This is a genomic window from Belnapia sp. AC561 (genome assembly GCF_979252845.1).
The window spans coordinates 186,663-205,646 of sequence record NZ_CEEDBP010000006.1 but is presented as its reverse complement, the minus strand read 5'-3'; the positions used below and the strand labels follow the sequence as shown (position 1 = coordinate 205,646).

The 18,984-nt window shown below is 70.2% G+C and carries 16 protein-coding genes; 5 read left to right on the top strand and 11 right to left on the bottom strand.

Annotation, left to right across the window (positions count from 1 at the left end; translation table 11 throughout):
• Positions 1-30: 30 nt before the first annotated feature.
• Positions 31-546 carry a DUF4142 domain-containing protein gene (locus AC0IW9_RS07585; RefSeq protein WP_471647613.1) on the top strand — a complete coding sequence of 172 codons (516 nt, stop codon included), beginning with the start codon at positions 31-33 and terminating at the stop codon, positions 544-546.
• Position 547: 1 nt separating this feature from the next.
• Here the strand turns inward: AC0IW9_RS07585 and AC0IW9_RS07580 are convergent, their stop codons facing one another.
• The 3 genes from AC0IW9_RS07580 to AC0IW9_RS07570 are packed head-to-tail and all read right to left on the bottom strand — an operon-like array spanning position 548 to position 3,398.
• Positions 548-1,798, bottom strand: coding sequence for a cytochrome P450 (locus tag AC0IW9_RS07580; protein ID WP_471647612.1), 1,251 nt, complete (start codon positions 1,796-1,798; stop codon positions 548-550).
• 30 nt (positions 1,799-1,828) lie between these two features.
• A complete protein-coding gene (locus AC0IW9_RS07575) occupies positions 1,829-2,149 on the bottom strand; it encodes a 2Fe-2S iron-sulfur cluster-binding protein (RefSeq protein WP_471647611.1) in 321 nt (106 codons plus the stop codon).
• A 16-nt stretch (positions 2,150-2,165) separates the two neighbouring features.
• Positions 2,166-3,398, bottom strand: a complete 1,233-nt coding sequence (locus AC0IW9_RS07570; RefSeq protein ID WP_471647610.1) for an NAD(P)/FAD-dependent oxidoreductase — start codon at positions 3,396-3,398, stop codon at positions 2,166-2,168.
• A 312-nt stretch (positions 3,399-3,710) separates the two neighbouring features.
• On the opposite strand from AC0IW9_RS07570, the gene AC0IW9_RS07565 reads away from it, so the two are divergent.
• The 3 genes from AC0IW9_RS07565 to AC0IW9_RS07555 all read left to right on the top strand — a co-directional run bounded on the left by AC0IW9_RS07565 (position 3,711) and on the right by AC0IW9_RS07555 (position 7,862).
• Positions 3,711-4,070 carry a response regulator gene (locus tag AC0IW9_RS07565; RefSeq protein WP_471647609.1) on the top strand — a complete coding sequence of 120 codons (360 nt, stop codon included), beginning with the start codon at positions 3,711-3,713 and terminating at the stop codon, positions 4,068-4,070.
• A gap of 135 nt (positions 4,071-4,205) precedes the next feature.
• Entirely contained in the window at positions 4,206-6,071 is a 1,866-nt protein-coding gene (locus tag AC0IW9_RS07560; RefSeq protein ID WP_471647608.1) for a PAS domain-containing protein, read from the top strand.
• 72 nt (positions 6,072-6,143) lie between these two features.
• Complete coding sequence (locus AC0IW9_RS07555; RefSeq protein ID WP_471647607.1) at positions 6,144-7,862, top strand: ABC transporter ATP-binding protein; 1,719 nt, start codon at positions 6,144-6,146, stop codon at positions 7,860-7,862.
• Here the strand turns inward: AC0IW9_RS07555 and AC0IW9_RS07550 are convergent.
• The 8 genes from AC0IW9_RS07550 to AC0IW9_RS07515 are packed head-to-tail and all read right to left on the bottom strand — an operon-like array spanning position 7,859 to position 17,020.
• A complete protein-coding gene (locus AC0IW9_RS07550; RefSeq protein WP_471647606.1) occupies positions 7,859-8,863 on the bottom strand; it encodes an alpha/beta fold hydrolase in 1,005 nt (334 codons plus the stop codon). The genes AC0IW9_RS07555 and AC0IW9_RS07550 overlap by 4 nt on opposite strands.
• On the bottom strand, positions 8,860-9,723 hold the full coding sequence (locus AC0IW9_RS07545) for a fatty acid desaturase (protein ID WP_471647605.1): 864 nt from the start codon (positions 9,721-9,723) through the stop codon (positions 8,860-8,862). The genes AC0IW9_RS07550 and AC0IW9_RS07545 overlap by 4 nt, the downstream gene beginning before the upstream one ends.
• Before the next feature lie 25 nt (positions 9,724-9,748).
• Positions 9,749-10,516, bottom strand: coding sequence for a (S)-ureidoglycine aminohydrolase (gene allE, locus AC0IW9_RS07540; RefSeq protein ID WP_471647604.1), 768 nt, complete (start codon positions 10,514-10,516; stop codon positions 9,749-9,751).
• A gap of 1 nt (position 10,517) precedes the next feature.
• Positions 10,518-12,134 carry an amidase gene (locus tag AC0IW9_RS07535; RefSeq protein ID WP_471647603.1) on the bottom strand — a complete coding sequence of 539 codons (1,617 nt, stop codon included), beginning with the start codon at positions 12,132-12,134 and terminating at the stop codon, positions 10,518-10,520.
• Between the two features lie 5 nt (positions 12,135-12,139).
• On the bottom strand, positions 12,140-13,765 hold the full coding sequence (locus AC0IW9_RS07530; protein WP_471647602.1) for an amidase: 1,626 nt from the start codon (positions 13,763-13,765) through the stop codon (positions 12,140-12,142).
• Positions 13,762-15,165, bottom strand: a complete 1,404-nt coding sequence (locus tag AC0IW9_RS07525; protein ID WP_471647601.1) for an amidase — start codon at positions 15,163-15,165, stop codon at positions 13,762-13,764. The genes AC0IW9_RS07530 and AC0IW9_RS07525 overlap by 4 nt, the downstream gene beginning before the upstream one ends.
• Positions 15,162-15,383, bottom strand: coding sequence for a hypothetical protein (locus AC0IW9_RS07520; protein ID WP_471647600.1), 222 nt, complete (start codon positions 15,381-15,383; stop codon positions 15,162-15,164). The genes AC0IW9_RS07525 and AC0IW9_RS07520 overlap by 4 nt, the downstream gene beginning before the upstream one ends.
• Positions 15,384-15,397: 14 nt before the next feature.
• Positions 15,398-17,020, bottom strand: a complete 1,623-nt coding sequence (locus tag AC0IW9_RS07515) for an ABC transporter substrate-binding protein (protein WP_471647599.1) — start codon at positions 17,018-17,020, stop codon at positions 15,398-15,400.
• Positions 17,021-17,253: 233 nt separating this feature from the next.
• On the opposite strand from AC0IW9_RS07515, the gene AC0IW9_RS07510 reads away from it, so the two are divergent.
• Positions 17,254-18,924 (top strand): L-lactate permease, encoded by a 1,671-nt coding sequence (locus AC0IW9_RS07510; protein ID WP_471647598.1) that lies wholly within the window; start codon positions 17,254-17,256, stop codon positions 18,922-18,924.
• Positions 18,925-18,984: the final 60 nt, after the last annotated feature.

Below are 18,984 nucleotides of genomic sequence, written 5' to 3'. Positions count from 1 at the left end.
GACTACCTCCTCGGGAAACGGAACCCCTTCATGCTGCATCGTCGCCTTGCCCTGCTGGGCCTTGCCACCGCCGCCACCGCCAGCCTGACGCCGCAACTGGTGCGGGCGCAGGCCGTCCAGCGCCTCTCCCCCACCGAACATGCCGCAATGACCCTGATGGCGGGCAGCCTGTCCAAGCAGACCAGCGAGCTGGCGCAGGAGCGCGCCCAGAACCGCAACGTGAAGCTTTTCGCCGGCTTCGAGGTCGCCGAGCAGGCCGCCATCGCCCAGGTGCTGACCAATGCCGCCAACCCGCCCGACGTGCCGCTGGATGCCGAGCATGCCGCGGTGCTGAAGAACCTGCAGGGCCTCACCGGCGCCGCCTTCGACGGCGCCTATGTCCAGGCGCAGCTGCTGGGGCATGAGAAGCTGCTGGCGATCCAGCAGGGCTATCTCGACAACCCCGCCCGCACGCCGGATGGCCAGCACATCGCCGTGCTAGCCCGCGCCAATATCCAGCAGCACCTGGTGATGCTGAAGGAGCTGCAGCGCACCCTGGCCGGCTGAGCTAGCCGGGGATCCGCACCGGCAGGTCGCTGATCCCATGGACGAAGGCTGAGAAGACCCGTTGCGGCTTCCCCACCACCTCGATGGTGGGGAAGCGCTTCAGGATCTCCTCCCACAGGATGGTGAGCTGCATCTCGGCCAGGCGGTTGCCGACGCAGCGATGGATGCCGAAGCCGAAGGACAGGTGCTGGCGCGGCCGCTTGCGGTCGATGATGAAGCGGTCCGGCTCCTCGATCGCCGCCGGGTCGCGGTTGCCCGAGATGTACCACATCACCACCTTCTCGCCGGCGCGGATGGTCTTGCCGCCGACCTCGAAATCCGCCGTCGCGGTGCGCCGCATATGCGCCAGCGGCGTCTGGTAGCGGATGATCTCCGGCACCATGCTTCCGATCAGCGCCGGATTGGCGCGCAGCTTGGCGTATTCCTCCGGATTCTCGTTGAGGAAGAGCACGCCGCCGCTGATCGAATTCCGCGTGGTGTCGTTGCCGCCGACGATCAGCAACACGAGGTTGCCCATGAACTCGCGCGGCGTCATGTTCCGCGTCGCCGCACCATGCGCCAGCATCGAGATCAGGTCCGGCTGCGGTGCCGCGTTCACCCGCTCGTTCCAGAGCTTGGTGAAGGCGCCCAGCATCTCGGCGAAGGCCGCCTCCCGCTGCTGCTCGTTCTCGATCAGCCCGCCCGGCATCGGCAGCGCCGTGGCGCAATCCGACCAGTGCGACAGCTTCCGCCGGTCCGCCTGCGGGAAGTCGAACAGCGTCGCCAGCATGGAGACCGTCAGCTCGATCGAGACCCGGTCCACCCAGTTGAAGGTCTCGTTGCGTGGCAGGCCCTCGAGGATCTCGATCGCCCGGGTCCGGATGATGGCTTCCATCTTCGCCAGGTTGTCCGGCGCGACGATGGGCTGCACCACCTTGCGCTGGTCGTCGTGCTGCGGCGGGTCCATGGCGATGAACATCGGCAGCCGCAGCGCCTTGTCGCGGTCGCGGATGGAGATGCCGCCATGCAGGCTGTCGCTGGACAGCACCTTGTGCGCCAGCTCGCAGTGCATGATGTCCTTGTAGGTCGTCACCGACCAATAGGGGCCGAACATGCTCTCGGCGCAGTAGTGCACCGGCGCCTCCGCCCGCAGCCGGGCGAAATAGGGCTGCCAGGCATCGTCCCGGAAGATCGCGGGGTTGCTGGGATCCAGCCGGTCCAGCGGCGTGGTGGCGGCGATGCGGGCATGGTCCATATCGACGGGGGCATTCATGGCCTTCTCCTCCCTATGGGTAAGCGCTGCTCAGTGCTGGGCCTCCGGCATATGCACGACGAGGCCGTCGAGGGCCTCCGACATCGCGATCTGGCAGGCGAGCCGCGAATTCGGCTGCGCCGTCGCGGCGAAGCCCAGCATGCTTGCCTCCTGCTCCCCCGGCGTGCCGGTCAACGCCCGCCAATCTTCCGGCACGAAGACATGGCAGGTGGCGCAGGCGCATTCGCCGCCGCAGTCGCCGTCGATGCCGGGGATCATGTTCTCGATCGCCCCCTGCATGACGGAGGTGCCGGTCTCCAGCTCGATCGTGTGTTCCCGGCCGTTGTGCTCGACATAGGTCACCCGCGGCATCGCATCCCTCCCATCCTCACGCGGCGACATCCTTCAGCGACTGCGACAGGTCGCGCAGCACCGCCGGGGCCACCTGCATCTGCTTCGTCACCAGGCTGCGCCCGGCCATGAAATCCGCCGGCGCATTCACCGCCTCCACCGCCAGCACCCGCGCCGCCGCATCCAGGTGGAAGACGGTGAAGCTGCCAGCCGCGGGGTCGCCGCGCACCACCGCCTCGGCGGGGTCGAAGGCGAGGCCGGCCATCTGCAGCCGCAGGTCGTACTGGTCGGACCAGAACCACGGCACCTCCGGCAGCGGCGGCGGCCGGCCGCAGATATCGGCCGCGGCCTGCTTCGCCTGCTCGATCGCGTTCGGCACGCTTTCCAGCCGCACCTCCCGCCCGTACAGCGGCAGCGGCCGGCGGGTGCAGTCGCCGATGGCATAGATCAGCGGGTCGTCGGTCCGCGCCGCGAGGTCCACCGTGATCCCGCCGCCGGCATCGAGCCCGGCCGCCAGTGCCAGCGCCTCGTTCGGCACCGCGCCGACGCCGACCAGCACCGCGTCGCACTCCAGAAGCCGGCCGTCGCGCAGCCGCAGGCCGGTGGCCAGCCCGTCGCGCCCCTCGATGGCATCGACGCCGGTTTCGGTCAGGATCTCGACCCCCTGCGCCCGGTGATAGGCGGCCAGGAACTCCGACAGCGCCAGCCCCGCCACCCGCGCCAGCACCCGCGCCTCGCGCTCGACCACCACCGCCGCGCCGCCCAGCGCCCGGGCCGAGGCGGCGACCTCCAGCCCGATGTAGCCACCGCCGATGATCGCCAGCCGGCGGCCGGGCCCGAGCACCCGGGCCAGCGCATCCGCATCCGCGGCGCTGCGCAGCGCCAGGACATTGCCGAGATCCTCCCCCGGCAGCCCCAACCGGCGCGGCGATGCGCCCGTCGCCAGGATCAGCCGCGCATAGGGCAGGGCGGTGCCATCGGCGAGGCGCACCTGCTGCGCCGCCCGGTCGATGCCGGCGACCACGGTGCCGAGCCGGGTCTCGATGGTGTACTGGGCATAGAAGCGGGCCGGGCGCAGCAGCAGGCTCTCGGCCGTCGCCTCCCCCTTCAGCCAGGCCTTCGACAGCGGCGGCCGCTGGTAGGGCAGGCCGGGTTCCTCGCCCAGCAGGGTGATCGCGCCCTTCCAGCCGTATTGCCGCAGGAAGGCGGCGGCGGAGCCGCCCGCATGGCCGGCACCGATGATGACGATCCCTGGCTCGGCCGATATCACCTGTGCGAGGCCTCCCTTTGGCGCAGCATCCCACACAAGCCCGCCGGCGGCGTCAAGCAAAGCGGCCCTTCGCCGCCAGCGACCTGGCCGCCCTCGGGGCCGCGGGCTTCCTCCGCGCCGGTGCCGCCGGGGTTCGGCTGATTCGGCTTGCCCTGGCGGCGGCGCAATCCCTGCGCGAAACCCGCCGGACCACGCTGCCGGTCTGAGTGAGGAATTCCGGTCACATGACCGTCATCTGCTGCGTCCCTCTCGTTGCGATGCGTTTAGGGCGCCAGAAGCCCTCGGGTTGCACGGGGCAAATCGGGACCCATCATGGACACGCGTCGCATACTGATCGTTGAAGATGACCCCATGGTCGCCCTCGACCTTGAGGGGATCGTCCTCGGCGCGGCAGAGGGACAGGCCCAGGTGGCCGTGGCCTCCTCGGTGTCCGAAGCCCGCCAGGTGCTGGCTGCACTGGCTTTTGATGCAGCCTTTCTCGATATTGACGTGCTAGATGGCAAAACCTTTGAGGTTGCGGAACTGTTGCACGAGAGGGGCACGCCCTTCGCCTTCGTCTCCGGCTCCCGCCCCGAGGATGTGCCGCCGCCGTTGCGCAGTGCCCCTTTCCTGCCCAAGCCCTACGACCCCGGCGATATCGAACGCATGTTGCGATTGCGGTTGTCGCGCTGAGGATTGGAATGCGAGACCTGAACTTTGCCGCCTGAATCCTCCGCCAGCGATAACCTTGCGGCCGCTCCCGAAGTCGCGTCGCTTCTGCAAGCCTGCGCCCCCAACCTGCCCGCCACCCCGCTGAGCTGTGCCCCCTTGCCCTGGGACGAGATGCGGCGGCTCGCCGCCCTCGATGGCTATGCCATCCTCGATACCCCGGCCGAGCGCGCCTTCGACGACGTGGTGCAACTCGCCGCCCAGATCTGCGGAACCCCCGTCGCCGTGGTCAGCCTGGTCGCCGAGGAACGGCAATTCTTCAAGGCGGAGATCGGCCTCGGCGTGCGCGGCACGGCGCGCGATATCTCCATCTGCGGCCATGCCATCCTGCAATCCGGGCTCTTCGTGGTGCCGGATACCATGCTCGACCCGCGTTTCGCCCAGAATCCCCTGGTCACCGGCGGGCCGGGGCTGCGCTTCTATGCCGGCGCCCCGCTCGAGACCCCGAATGGCCTGCCGCTCGGCACCCTCTGCGTGCTGGACCGTGTGCCGCGGCCGGAGGGGCTGACGCCGCAGCAGCAATTCGCCCTCCAGGTCCTCGCCAAGCAGGTGATGACCCAGCTCGAGCTGCGCCGCGCCCTGACGGCCAAGGACGCCAGCGAGCGCCGCTTCCGCGAGCTGGCCGATGCCATGCCGCAGATGGTCTGGTCCACGCTGCCGGATGGCTTCCACGACTACTACAACGCGCGCTGGTACGAGTTCACCGGCGTCCCCGAGGGCACCACCGACGGGGAGGGCTGGAACGGCGTCTTCCACCCCGCCGACCAGGACCGCGCCTGGGACCGCTGGCGCCAGTCCCTCGCCACCGGCGAGCCCTATGAGATCGAGTACCGGCTGCGCCGCGCCGATGGCGTCTACCGCTGGACCCTGGGTCGCGCCATGCCGATCCGCGATGCGGATGGCAAGATCGAGCGCTGGTTCGGCACCTGCACCGATATCGAGGACATCAAGGCGACCGAGGACAAGCTGCGCCTCAGCGAGGAACGCCTGCGCCTCGCCCTCAGCGCCGCCGAGATGGTCGGCACCTTCGTCTGGGACGTGCCTTCGGACCGGATCACCGCGGATGCCGGCTATGCCCGGCTGTTCTCGGTGGATCCGGCGCTGCTCGCCGCCGGCGTGCCGATCTCGACCCTGCTGCCGGCCATTCACCCCGATGACAGGGCAAAGGTCGAGGTGGCCATCGACCTCGGCCTGAAGGGCGGGCCCTTCGAGGCCGAGTATCGCCTGCCCCAGGCCGACGGCAGCCTGCGCTGGGTGATCGCCCGCGGCCGCTGCGAGCACGATGCCGAGGGCCGGCCGCTGCGCTTCCCGGGCGTGGTGGTCGACATCACCGAGCGCAAGCGGGCCGAGGAAGGCCAGGAGCTGCTGGCGCAGGAGTTGTCGCACCGGATCAAGAACATCTTCACCGTGGTGGGCGGCATGGTCTCGCTTTCCGCCATGGGTGGCTCGGGCGAGGTGCGCGACTTCGCCGGCGTGCTGCGGCGGCGGCTGATGGCGCTGGCCTCCGCCCATGAATACGTCCGCCCGCATAGTCCCGAGAGCCGTCGCGCCACCACGGAGACCTCGCTCCGCGGCCTGCTCGAAGCCCTGCTGGCACCCTATGGCGCGGCGGAGGCCGGGCGGCTGGTGCTGGAGGGGGACGACGTGCCGATCGGGGTCAAGGCCGCGACCTCGCTCGCGCTCATCCTGCATGAGCTGGCGACCAATGCCGCCAAATACGGCGCGCTCTCCTCCAGCGAGGGCTCGGTCGCCATCGACGGCAGCCTGAAGGGCGACCGCTTCGCCCTGGTCTGGCGCGAGCGGGGCGGCCCCGAGATCGCCGGCGTGCCGACGCGGCGGGGCTTCGGCACCATCCTGGCCGAACGCGGCGCCATCACCCAGCTTGGCGGCAGCATCATGCATGACTGGGCGCCCGAGGGACTGACCCTGCGGCTGGAAGTGCCGCTGGCCCGGCTGGCGCATTAGGGCTTTGGCGGCGGGGCCCGATTCCTGCCAGAACCGGGATGCCGCCGCGCATCCCGGAAGCCGCCCCGCCCCATGCTGAAGCAATTCCTCGCCTTCTACCGCCCGCACAAGCGGCTGCTGCTGCTCGACTTCGGCTGCGCCGCGCTGTCGGGCATGCTCGAGCTCGGCTTCCCCATGGCGGTGCGGGTCTTCATCGACCGCCTGCTGCCGCAGCAGGACATGCAGCTCATCGGCATCGCCGTCGCCGGGCTGCTGTTCGTCTACCTCGCCAATGCCGGGCTGATGGCCATCGTCACCTACTGGGGCCATGTGCTCGGCATCGCCATCGAGACCGAGCTGCGCCGCCGCGCCTTCGACCACCTGCTGAAGCTGTCCTTCCGCTTCTACGACAACCAGAAGACCGGCCACCTGGTCGGCCGGGTGACGAAGAACCTGGAGGACATCGGCGAGGTCGCCCACCACGGGCCGGAGGACCTGCTGATCGCGCTGCTGACCTTCCTCGGCGCCTTCGCCCTGATGCTGCTGGTCAGCCCCGGCCTCGCCCTGCTGACGCTGCTGGTGGTGCCCGCCGTCGGCTGGGTGGTGGCGCATTACGGCGGCCGGATGACGCAGAACTGGCAGGCGCAATTCGGCCGGGTCGGCGCCTTCAACGCCCGCATCGAGGAGGCCGTCGGCGGCATCCGCGTGGTCAAGGCCTTCGCCAACGAGGCGCATGAGCGCGGATTGTTCGCCGAGGACAATGCCCGCTACCAGCGCACCAAGCTCGATGCCTATCGCCTGATGGCGGTCAGCCAGACCTTGAACTACCTCGGCATGCGGCTGGTGCAGGTGGTGGTGATGCTGGCCGGCAGCATCATGATCGTCGGCGGCACGCTGTCCATCGGCGATTTCGTCGCCTTCCTGCTGCTGGTCGGCGTCTTCTACCGGCCGCTCGACAAGATCGGCGCGGTGATCGAGACCTATCCCCGCGGCATCGCCGGCTTCCGCAGCTACCTCGACCTGCTGGCGACCGAGCCCGATATCGTGGACCGCCCCGGCGCCCGCGCCGTCACCGCGCTGCGCGGCGAGGTCCGCTTCGAGGGCGTGACCTTCGGCTACACGCCGGGAAGGCCGGTGCTGCGCGACCTCGACCTCAGCATCGAGGCCGGGCGCACCATCGCGCTGGTCGGCCCCTCCGGCGCCGGCAAGACCACCATCTGCTCCCTGCTGCCGCGCTTCTACGAGGTCGAGGCCGGGCGCATCACCATCGACGGCATCGACATCCGCGACATGACCCTCGACAGCCTGCGCGGCCAGATCGGCATCGTGCAGCAGGATGTCTTCCTCTTCGCCGGGACGCTCCGCGCCAACATCGCCTATGGCAGGCTCGGCGCGACCGAGGCCGAGATCCTGGCCGCCGCCCGGCGCGCCCGGCTGGATGCGGTGATCGCCGACCTGCCGCAGGGCCTCGATACGCTGATCGGTGAGCGCGGCGTGAAGCTCTCCGGCGGGCAGAAGCAGCGGCTGGCCATCGCCCGCATCTTCCTGAAGAACCCGCCGATCCTGATCCTGGACGAGGCCACCTCGGCGCTCGACACCGTCACCGAGGGCGCCATCCAGCAGGCGCTGGCGGAACTGGCCGCCGGGCGGACCACGCTGGTCATCGCCCATCGGCTCGGCACCATCCGCAACGCTGACCGCATCCTGGTGGTGACGGAGGAGGGGATCGTCGAGCAGGGCTCGCACCGGGAGCTGGTGGCCGCGGGCGGGGCCTACCAGCGGCTGCATGCGGCGCAGGCGGTGGGCGTCTAGCTCTCCAGCAGTTCCCGCACCGCCGCCTTGATGAAGGCGGCATCCGGCGGGTTCGGCTGCGGATTGCCGGCGCGATGGCCCCAGATGCTGGGGATGGGCAGCAATTGCGCATCCTTCAGGAAGGGCAGTTCCGCCTCGTTGTCCGCCACCCGGAAATAGAGGTCGGTCGCCGAGGGCAGCAGCAGCACCCGGGCCCGGATCGCCCCGAGCGCCTTGGCCAAGTCGCCGCCGTAGCGCGCGTCGGCGCTGATATCCCCCGCATCCCAGGTGCGAAGCTGCCCGAGCAGGTCGGCTGCCGGCCGCCGGCCGAAGCGCTCCTCCCAATCCGTCCGCAGGAAGGTCTCCAGGTCCGGCGCGCCGAGCGCCGTCAGGTGCAGGTTCGCCCGGTAGAAATCCTGGCTCAGCGCCCAGCTCGCATAGACCCGGCCGAAGGCCCGCAATGCGGCCACCGGCTGGGCCGAGAACTGCCCGCGCCCGTCGTATTCCGGCGCCGCCTCCAGCACCGCCATCTGGCTCTGCAGGAAGATCCGGTTGTGCACCGCGGTCCGCGCGCTGCCGCAATTGACGACGATGCGCTGCACCGCCTCGGGGAAGGCCGCGGCCCAGTGATAGGCCTGCTGCGCCCCCATGGACCAGCCATAGACGGCATGCAGCCTCTCCACCCCGAAGACCTCCGCCAGCAGCCGCCGCTGCGCCCGGACATTGTCCCAGGCGGTCACCAGCGCCGGCCAGTCCGCGCAGTTGGAGGGCGAGGTCGAGAGCCCGTTGCTGAACATGTTGGGGATGACGATGAACCAGCGCCCCGGGTCCAGCACCCCCTCCGGCCCGATCAGCCATTCGAGGTCCGGGTGCTGCGCGCCGTAGCTAGTGGGGTACAGCACCACGTTGTCCCGCGCGGCATTCAGCGTGCCATGCGTCTTCCAGACCAGCTTGGCCCCCGGCAGCACGCCGCCCTTGTGCAGCGGCAGGTCGCCGAGTTCGAAGATGCCCTCGTTGGTCATGCCCGCATGCCTTTCAGATGGTCCGCGTGCCAACGGGCATAGCCCGGATGCACATGCGCCAGCCGCTCGCGCAGCACCGCATGCGCCTCCCCCAGCCGGTGGAAGGGGATGAAGGGATAGAGGTGATGCTCGGCGTGGTAGGGCATGTTCCACATCAGCAGCCGCATCGCCCGCGTGGTCAGCATGGTGCGGGTATTGGTCAGCCCGTTGCGGTCCTCCGAGCAGCCGGTGTGCTCGGTGAACAGGTACATCCGCAGCGCCGCCTGGCCGACGAGCTGCGGCAGCACCCAGAACAGCAGCAGCGCCCGCCCGCCGAAGACCAGGCCGACCAGCAGCAGCAGCGCCACCGTCACCGCGAGCTGCACCCGCATGGAGCGCACCACCCGCGCCGCCGCCGCTGGATGGATATAGGAATAGCCGGAGAAGTCGCCCCGCAGCGCATCCCGCATGAAGCGGAAACGCGAGGTCCAGTACCCCACCCCCAGCATCCGCGCGAGATAGCCCTTGAACCGCGTCGGGATCGGCGCCGCCAGCAGCTCCGGATCCTTCGCCGGGTCCTGGGTATGGCGGTGATGCGCCAGGTGGAACTGCTGGTAGAAGTGCCAGTTGAACAGGGACGGCAGCCCGGCCAGCCAGCCCACCACCGCGTTCAGCCGCCGGGTGGCGAAGGCGGTCTGGTGCATCGTCTCGTGCAAGGGCGCGAAGAGCGCCGCCTGCACCAGCCCCAGCAGCACCACGGCAGGTATCAGCCACACCCCCTCGGCCACCGCCACCAGCGCCCCGCTGCCGAGCAGCAGCGCGACATGGAGGACGAGCTGCACGAGACCCCGCCGGTCCGACCGGCCGGCGAGATGCATCATGGTCGAGGGAGCCGGTGCCTGCATGTCAGAAGGTGACCTCGCGGTTGACGTCCTTGTAGAGCAGGTAGGCGGCGCCGCCCCAGCCGGTGCAATAGAACTGCTGCGGCACGAAGGGGCCCATCCAGGCGAAGTCGCCGGTCCAGAGCTCGTGCCAGTCGCGGTCTAGCAGCTGCAGCCCCTGGCCCTCCAGCATCAGCAGCCCATGCTCCATGATGTGGGTCTCGACGCAGTGGAAATGGGTGCCGCGGTCGAAGCCCATGATGTTCATCTCGAAGTCCATGGACATGTCGAGATTGCCCAGCAGGTATTGCCGCCAGCGGCCGCTGTCGTCGACGCGGGTCACCGGCGTATCCTCCCGCGTGCCGAAACGGGCGCGGGGCGGATCGATGCCCTCGGCCGGGACATAGGGCCGGCTGATCCAGACCGCCTTGGCCAGCACCGCGCCCGAATTCAGCAGGCTGTAGCTGGACCCCGCCGGGATGAAGGCGAAGCCGCCCGGCTCCAGCGCCGCGCTGGCATCGTCGGCCGCGACCTCCAGCGTGCCTTCCAGCACATACAGGAAATGCTCCAGCCCGTCGTTCCGCGGCGCCGTGGTGCCGCCGCCCGGCGCCGCCTCCAGCCGGCCCTGCGCGAAGCTGGCGCCCATCTTCGGCGTGGTCTGGTAGAAGACGGAGGCCTTGTGCAGCCAGGGCACGAAGCTGGGGAACATGCCGTCCGGCGGCAGGACGGCATAGTTGCGCGTGACCAGGCTGCGGTTGTGGCCGATGACACCGGGAGGAACAGGCGCGGGCATATCAGGCTCCGAAGGTGAAGACGCTCGCCGGCTCCTCGGTGAAGCGGCGCTCCCTCCGCAGCCGGCCGGCCATCTGTTCCACATAGGGCGCGGCGGCGCAAAGCAGTTCGAACTGCCGGGCATTCAGGGTGAGGCCCGCCCGCCGGGCGATCAGCGCGATCGCGTCCCGCTCGGCAAGCGTCACGTCGGCCGGGGTCGGGTCCGGCACCGGGGGGAGGGGCGGCGCCACCGCCCCCGCGACCAGCGCCGGCCGCCGGTCCCGCCAGGGCGTCGCCCGTTCATAGGCATGGGCCAGGCGCAGCACGGTCGCATCGTCGAAGGGCCGGCCCGCCACCTGCATGGACAAGGGCAGCCCTTCCGGCGTGAAGCCTATGCACTGGCTCATCGCCGGGCCGCCGCTGACGTTGAAGGGCGTGGTCAGCGAGCCCTTCTGCCAGAAGTGGATGGTCCGCCAGGCCTCGAACCGCGAGGCGGGGCCGGGTGCCGCGGTCACCAGCGCATCGTACTTGGCATAGAGCGGCTCGAATTCCGCCAGCATGACGCGGCGCTCCCGCTGCGCCTGCATGTAGTCCTCGGCGCGGATCAGGATGGCGGCGAGCGAGCGCCCCAGGAAATCCTCCCCGAACTTCTCCGGGTTCTCCCGCAGCCCCTTCTCGTGCACGGCATAGAGCTCGGCTTCCGCCGTCAGCACCTTCACCGCGTAGTAGTCGGCGGCCGGGCGGATGCGCACATCCTCCAGCACCGCGCCGAGACCCTTCAGTACCGCAAGCGCCGCATCCATCGCCGCGCGGGCGACAGCGGGCACCGGCACATCCGTCTCGTACAGCTCCCGCAGCACACCGATCCGCAGGCCGCGGATGTCGCCGGTCAAGGCGGCGTGGTACGATTCCTTCGGCCGGTTCGCGCTGGCCGGATCGCCCGGGTCATGCCCCGCCAGGGCATCGAGCAACAGGGAACAATCCTCGGCGGTCCAGGCCATCGGCCCGGCATGGTCGTAGCTGAAGGAATTGGTCCAGACCCCGCGGCGCGAGAGCAAGCCATAGGTCGGCTTCAACCCGGAGATGCCGCACAGCGCCGCCGGGTTGCGGATCGAGCCACCGGTATCCGAGCCCATCGCCCCCAGCACCAGCCCCGCCGCGACCGCCGCGCCCGAGCCCGAGGACGACCCGCCGGTGATATGCGCAGTGTTCCACGGGTTGCGCGCCGGCGGCCAGGGCAGGTCGAAGCTCGGCCCGCCATGGGCGAATTCATGCGTCGCCAGCTTGCCCATCAGCACGCCGCCGGCCTCGTAGAGCTTCGAGACGGTGACCGCATCCTCGGTGGGCACATGGTCCTCGGCGCTGCGGGAATGGCCGGTGGTCGGGATGCCCTTCGTCCCGAAGATATCCTTCAGCCCGAAGGGAATGCCATGCAGCGGCCCGCGCGGGCCGGAGGCGGCGATCTCCGCCTCCGCCGCCTTCGCCTGCCGCATCGCCAGCTCCGGCGTCGGCCGGATGAAGGCATTGAGCTGCGGCTCGAAAGCCTCGACCTTGCCCAGCAGCTCGGTCGTCAGCTCGACCGGCGACAGCGCCCGTGCGGCAATCCGGCGGGAGGCCTCGGCGATGGTCCAATCCGTCATCGCCGTCACTCCGCCCGCAGATGGGTTGCATTGGCCGGCTCCGCCCCGAAGGGCAGGTCGCGCGGCAGCGCCGCCAGCATCGCATCGAGGTGCGGCAGGGCTTCCGCCATCTGGTTGAACTGCGGCGAATCCAGCCGCAGCGCGGCATGCCGCGCCAGCGCCGAGACCTCCGCGCCCCAGGCGGCGGCCGGGGGCGGGGCCTCCTGGCTCACCGGGTATTCCAGCGGTCCCGCGGCCGGCACCACTGGCCGCCGGCCGCGCCAGGGCGTCGCCGCCTCATAGGCCTGGCCGAGCCGCAGCAGGGTCGCCTCGTCGAAGGGGCGCGTCGCAAATTGCAGCGACAGCGGCAGCCCATTGGGGCCGAAGCCGTTGCACAGCGACAGGCACGGCAATTGCGCCACGTTCCACGGATTGGTCAGCGGCGGCGCGGCGAAATTCGCCTCCGCCCGCATCTCCGCCATGACCGGCGCCTCGCCCCAGGTGGTCGCGGTCAGCAGCGCATCCACGTCGCGCAGCGCCGCCCGCATCTCATCGGCCAGCACGCGCTGGAAGCGCTGGGCCTGGACATACTCGGGGCCGGTGATCATCGCGCCGGGCAAGATGCGGTAGCGGAAGACCTCGCCGTAATCCTGCGGCCGGCTGCGGAGCCAGTCGGCATGGATGGCGAAGCTCTCGGCCGCGCCGGTGACGCGCATCGTCGCCTGGTAGGCGGCCAGCGGATGCAGGGTCACCTCCCGCACCTCGGCGCCCAGGCCGCGCAGCACCGCGACGGCATCCTCCATGGCGGCGATCACCGGGTCGCTGGCGCGGCGGTCCGTCTCGTACCAGTGCCGCACCAGGCCGATCTTCATGCCCTTGATGCCGGCGTGTAGCCCAGCGCGGTAATCCGGCACCGGCACATCGGCGCTGGCCGGATCGCGCGGGTCGTGGCCGGCGATGGCCTGCAGCAACAGGGAACAGTCCTCGACCGTCCAGGCCAGCGGCCCGGCATTGTCGAGCGTGTAGCTCAGCGGCAGCACGCCACGCTTGCTGACGCGGCCATAGGTCGGCTTCAGCCCCGCCGTGCCGCAGAAGGCCGCCGGCAGCCGGATCGAGCCGCCGGTGTCCGACCCCATCGCCCCCGGCACCAGCCCCGCCGCGACCGCGACCCCCGAGCCGGACGACGACCCGCCCGGAAACCGCGTGAGGTCCCAGGGATTGCGCGCCGGCGGGAAGGGCAGGTCCCAGGAGGGACCGCCGGTGGCGAATTCATGCGTCGCCAACTTGCCCAGCAGCACCCCGCCGGCGGCCTTCAGGCTGGCGGTGGTCGCCGCATCCTCCCCGGCGATGTTGTCGACGCAGCGTTGCGAATGCCCCGTCGTCGGCAGGCCCTCGCTGGCAAAGATGTCCTTCAGCGCGAAGGGCACGCCATGCAGCGGGGACCGTGGCCCACTGGCCATGATCTCCGCCTCGGCGCGCCTGGCTGCCGCCATCGCCTCCTCCGCCGTGACGCGGATGAAGCTGCGGAGGACGCCGTCCATCGCCTCGATCCGCGCAAGGTAGGCCGCGGTCAGCTCGACGGGCGACAGCGTGCGGGCGGCGATCCGCCGGCCCGCCTCGGCAATGCCGAGGAAGCAGAGCTCCTCGCTCATGCGTAGGTCTCCGGCGGCCGCTTCGTGTGCCACTCCGTCGCCTGCTCATAGGCCTGGCCGATCCGCAGCACCGTCGCCTCGTCGAAGTTGCGGCCGACGATCTGCAGGGACAGCGGCAGCCCATTCGCCGCGAAGCCCGCGGGCAGGCACAGCGCCGGGTGGCCGGTCACGTTGAAGGCCGCGGTGATCGGCTGCGCCCGGCGCCAGGGCCCGTCGTCGGATTCGGCGGCCAGCGGCGCCGCCCCATGCGCCGGCGCGCAGAGGATCGCATCCACCTCGCCGAACAGCGCATCCACCTCCCGCATCAGGCTGTGGCGCAGCCGCTGCGCCTGGACATACTGCGGCCCGGTGACGAAGGCGCCGAGCATGATCCGCTCCCGCGTCGTCCGCCCATAGGCCTCCGGCCGCTGCCGCAGGTCCTGCTGGTGGATGGCGAAGGATTCCGCGTGGATGATGGTCCAGACCGCCGCCTCGAAGCGCTTGAGCGAGGGCATCGCCACCGCGACGATCTCGGCGCCGAGCTTCGCCAGCACCTCCACCGCCGCGTCATTGGCGGCCAGCGCCTCGGCATCCACGCCCGCCTCGATGTTGTAGTCCCGGGCATAGCCGAAGCGGAGGCCCTTCACCCCGTCCCGCAGCCCGGACATGTAGTCGCCGGCCGGCACCGGGGCCGAGCCGGGATCGTCCGGGTCATGCCCGGCCAGTACCTGCATCGCCAGGGCGCAATCCTCGACCGTGCGGGTCAGCGGCCCGGTATGGTCCATCCCGAAGGACAGCGGCACCACGCCCCGCCGGCTCAGCCGCCCATAGGTCGGCTTCAGCCCGACGCAGCCGGAGAAGGCCGCCGGCAGCCGGATCGAGCCGCCGGTATCCGAGCCCATCGCCAGCGCCATCATGCCGGACGACACGCCCGCCCCCGAACCCGAAGACGACCCCCCGGCGAAATGCAACGGGTTCCAGGGATTCTTGGCGCGGGGGAAGGGCAGGTCGTCGTCGCGCACGCCGCCGCGGGCGAATTCATGCGTCGCCAGCTTGCCGAGCAGCACCATCCCCGCCGCTTCCAGCCGTGCCGCCGCGTCGCTGTCGGCGACCGGCGTGTTCCGCCCGATCAGCACCCGCGAATGCGCCGTCGTCGGCAGGCCGGCGACGTCGTAGATATCCTTCAGCGCATAGGGGATGCCGTGCAGCGGCCCGCGCGGGCCCTTCTCCTTGATCTCCGCCTCGGCCGCCGCCGCGGCGGCGCGCGCCCGGTCGGCGGTCAGCAGGATGAAGGCATTGAGCTTCGGCTCCAGCGCGGCGATCCGCGCCAGGGCCTGCTCGCAGAGCGCGACCGGCGAGAGCGTGCCATTGGCGATGCCGGCGGAGGCTTCCGCGAGGCTTGGGACCGGGGGCGCGCTCATCGAGTCGCGCCCCCGGGGCGCGCGGAGCGCACCGGGCTCGCGGCCAGGTGCGGCGCCGCGGCCGGCTCGTCCGCATAGGGCGTCGGCTGGTCCAGCACCTCCACCAGCTTGCGGTACTGGTGATAGGCATCGAGCATGATGGCGTAGCGATCCTCCGGGATGCTGATCCCGGCGACGCGCAGCGCCGATTGGAAATCCAGCTCCATCTCGTCCGGCATGTCGTGTCCCTCCCTTAAGCCAGGCTGATCGGTGTCAGGTCCTGCGACCAGTTGCGCGCCTGCACGAAGCCGCGGACCTTGCGGCTCATCGCCCGCGGATTGAGGTCATGGGCGACGAAGAGGAACAGCGCCTCATCCACCACCCGCGTATGGATCTTCGCCAGGATGGCATCCTGCGCCGCCGGCTCCATCGCGTTGTAGGCAGCGGTGAACATCGGCTCCAGCACCGGGTCGGCCAGGTTGCCCCAGTTGCCGCCCGCCGGCGCCGCCATGTCGGCCTTCATGATGCGCATGAAGCCGCTGAAGGGATCGCCCGCGCCGTAGGAGACGTTGATGGCGGTGACGCCGCGCGCCTGCGCCTTGGCCGCGCCCTCCCGCCGTATCACCAGCAGGGCGTTCCATTCCACCACCTCGAAATCGACCTCGATGCCGATCTCCTTGAGGTTCTGCTGCACCACCTCGTTCATCGTCAGCGGCTGCATCTGGCCGGACCCGCCGGCCGAGATCGCCACCCTGGTCCGCAGCGGGCGGCCCGGCCCGAAGCCGGCCTCGGCCAGCAGCGCGCGGGCCTTGTCCGGCGCATACTCCAGCTTGAACGACGGCGTGCCGTACCAGGGGCTGTCCGGCGTGACGATCCCCGCGCCCTCCAGCATCGTCCCGCCCAGCATGGTCTTCATCCCCGACCGGTCGATCGCCAGGTTGGCCGCCTTCCGCACCCTGACGTCGCGCCAGGGCGAGCCCTCCAGCATCGAGAAATGCCAGGTCCAGTTGTGCGGATACTGGTTCACCACCGTGGTGAAGCCCGCCGCCCGCAGGCTGGCCAGCGCATCCGGCGGCGGCGCCTCGATGAAGTCCACCTGGCCGCTGCGCAGCGCGGCGACGCGGGTATTGGCATCGGGCAGCGGCAGCAGCACCAGCCGGGCGCATTTCGGGATGCGCGCGGCTTCCCAATGGTCCGGGTTCCGCACCAGCACCGCGCGTTCCCGGATGGCGAAGCTTTCCAGCTTCCAGGGCCCGGTGCCGACCGCCTTGTTCAGGTAGGCGTCCCAGGATTTCCCCGCCGCCTCCCAGGCGCCGCGATGGGTGATGCCGATGTAGACCGTGCCGAAGGGCACCGTGCTGTCCGGATAGATGGTCTCGAGCCAGAAGCGGTCGTCGCCCTCGGCGCCCCAGTCGGCGATGGTCGGCATCCGCAGGGCGACCTGGGCATTGGCGCGGCTGTCGAACCAGGCGGCATCCTTGCGGAAGGCGCGGTCGAAGCTGAAGGCCACGTCCTCGGCGGTCAGCCGCTTGCCGTCGTGGAAGCGCACGCCCTGGCGGATGTCGAACCACCAGCGCTTCGGATTGGCGGGGTCGATCTTCCAGCCCGTCGCCAGCCCGGGCTTGAGCGCGGAAGGGCGGTCGGCCTGGGTCAGGTCCCATTCGACCAGGAAGTTGTACAGCGTGATGCCCATGAAGCGCTGGCCCTCGCCGCCCTGGTCCGGGCAGCCGTTGGACAACGGAATGGCCGCCAGGGTCATGCCGACGCGCAATGTTCCGCCATCGGCCTGGGCCAGCGCCGGATCCCAGGCGCCCAGGGCGCCGGTGGCGAGGGCCGTGCCGAACAGGCCACGGCGGGTCAGGTTGGTATCGGGCATGCGCAAGCCTCCGGCATATGGCCGTTTGCCCTGCGAGCAGCGTGTTCTCCCGGAACGGCCGGATGGTGGCCCCGGCCCCGCGCGGCCGTCAACCCGGCATGTACTCTCGGTAATGCCACAGACTTGGGAATTACCGCTGGGTGAATAATGCGCTAGCCGGGCGCATCCGCCGGCAGAACGGCCGGCAACCGAGCCCATCAACCCAGCCCATCAACCCAGGATAAGAGCACCGCATGACCTGGACCCAGGTTTACGACCCGATGGGCAGCATCGCCCTCTCGACCGTCTTCGCCGCCCTGCCCGTCGTCGTCATGCTGGTGCTGCTGGCCTTCTTCCGCGTCGCCGCGCATTGGGCCGCCATCGCCGCCCTGGTCGTCGCCGTGGTCTGCGCCAGCTTCGTCTTCGGCATGCCGGGCGGGATGGCGGTGCGCGCCGCCGGCCTCGGCATCCTTTCCGGCCTGTTCCCGATCGGCTGGATCGTGCTGAACATCATCTTCCTCTACCGGCTGACGGTGGCGAACGGCAGCTTCACCACCCTGCAGCAGGCGATCGCCGGGGTGACGCCGGACCGCCGGCTGCAGCTGCTGCTGATCGCCTTCGCCTTCGGCGCCTTCTTCGAGGGCGCGGCCGGCTTCGGCACCCCGGTCGCGGTCACCGCCGCCATCCTCATCGGCCTCGGCTTCTCGCCGCTCGCCGCCTCGGGCCTCTCGCTGATCGCCAATACCGCCCCCGTGGCCTTCGGCGCGCTGGGCTCGCCGGTGATCGCGCTCTCCTCGGTGACGGGCATCGACCTCAACCTGCTCTCGGCGATGATCGGCCGGCAGCTGCCCTTCTTCAGCCTGATCGTGCCCTTCTGGTTGATCTGGGCCTTCGCCGGCTTCCGCGCGATGAAGGACGTTTGGCCCGCCATCCTGGTCACCGGCGTCAGCTTCGCCATCCCGCAGTTCCTCGTCAGCAACTACATCGGCCCGATGCTGGTCGACGTCATCTCCGCCCTGGTCTGCATGGCCTGCCTGGTCGGCTTCCTCCGGGTCTGGCAGCCGCGTGAGATCTGGACCAACGCCGGCCTGCGCAGCAAGGACCCGAGCGCCGATCTGGTGCAGGCCAAGCCGGTGGTGGGCGGCGCGGCGATGGACCGCGGCGCGCTGGTCCGCGCCTGGATGCCCTGGCTGATCCTGACGGTCTTCGTCTTCGCCTGGGGCCTGCCCAGCATCCGCGCCATGCTGAACGGCATCTTCACCACCAGCTTCCCGATCGACGGGCTGCACAACGCCATCATCAAGGCGCCGCCGGTGGTCGAACGCCCGATCCCCGAGCCCGCCGTCTGGGCCTTCAACATCCTGTCGATGACCGGGACGGGCATCCTGTTCGCCGCCGTCGTCTCCGGCCTGCTGATGAAGTTCTCGCCCGTCGCGCTCATCGCCGAATACGGCCGGACCATCTGGAAGGTGCGGCTCAGCCTGGTCACCATCGGCGCCATGCTCGGGCTCGGCACCCTCACGCGCTATTCCGGGCTGGATGCGACCATGGGCCTGGCCTTCGCCTCGACTGGGTTCCTGTTCCCGCTGTTCGGGACCATGCTCGGCTGGCTGGGCGTGGCGCTGACCGGCTCGGATACCGCCTCCAACGTGCTGTTCGGCGGGTTGCAGAAGATCACCGCGCAGCAGCTCGGCCTCTCGCCGGTGCTGATGGCGGCGGCGAACTCCTCCGGCGGCGTCATGGGCAAGATGATCGACGCGCAGTCCATCGTCGTCGCCTCCACCGCGACCAACTGGTTCGGCCAGGAAGGCACCATCCTGCGCTTCGTCTTCTTCCACTCCCTGGCGCTGGCCTTCCTCGTCGGCGTGCTGGTGATGCTGCAGGCCTATGTCTGGCCCTTCACCGCCATGGTGGTGGCAGGCTGACGAAATGGTGGGCGGGGCTTGCCCCCGCCCGCCGCAGCGGTCAGCTTCCGGCAAAATCCC

Coding starts and splice junctions, on each gene's coding strand:
- AC0IW9_RS07585 (WP_471647613.1), top strand. CDS start 31: ATGCTGCATCGTCGCCTTGCCCTGCTGGGCCTTGCCACCGCCGCCACC.
- AC0IW9_RS07580 (WP_471647612.1), bottom strand. CDS start 1,798: ATGAATGCCCCCGTCGATATGGACCATGCCCGCATCGCCGCCACCACG.
- AC0IW9_RS07575 (WP_471647611.1), bottom strand. CDS start 2,149: ATGCCGCGGGTGACCTATGTCGAGCACAACGGCCGGGAACACACGATC.
- AC0IW9_RS07565 (WP_471647609.1), top strand. CDS start 3,711: ATGGACACGCGTCGCATACTGATCGTTGAAGATGACCCCATGGTCGCC.
- AC0IW9_RS07555 (WP_471647607.1), top strand. CDS start 6,144: ATGCTGAAGCAATTCCTCGCCTTCTACCGCCCGCACAAGCGGCTGCTG.
- AC0IW9_RS07550 (WP_471647606.1), bottom strand. CDS start 8,863: ATGACCAACGAGGGCATCTTCGAACTCGGCGACCTGCCGCTGCACAAG.
- AC0IW9_RS07545 (WP_471647605.1), bottom strand. CDS start 9,723: ATGATGCATCTCGCCGGCCGGTCGGACCGGCGGGGTCTCGTGCAGCTC.
- allE (WP_471647604.1), bottom strand. CDS start 10,516: ATGCCCGCGCCTGTTCCTCCCGGTGTCATCGGCCACAACCGCAGCCTG.
- AC0IW9_RS07535 (WP_471647603.1), bottom strand. CDS start 12,134: ATGACGGATTGGACCATCGCCGAGGCCTCCCGCCGGATTGCCGCACGG.
- AC0IW9_RS07530 (WP_471647602.1), bottom strand. CDS start 13,765: ATGAGCGAGGAGCTCTGCTTCCTCGGCATTGCCGAGGCGGGCCGGCGG.
- AC0IW9_RS07525 (WP_471647601.1), bottom strand. CDS start 15,165: ATGAGCGCGCCCCCGGTCCCAAGCCTCGCGGAAGCCTCCGCCGGCATC.
- AC0IW9_RS07520 (WP_471647600.1), bottom strand. CDS start 15,383: ATGCCGGACGAGATGGAGCTGGATTTCCAATCGGCGCTGCGCGTCGCC.
- AC0IW9_RS07515 (WP_471647599.1), bottom strand. CDS start 17,020: ATGCCCGATACCAACCTGACCCGCCGTGGCCTGTTCGGCACGGCCCTC.
- AC0IW9_RS07510 (WP_471647598.1), top strand. CDS start 17,254: ATGACCTGGACCCAGGTTTACGACCCGATGGGCAGCATCGCCCTCTCG.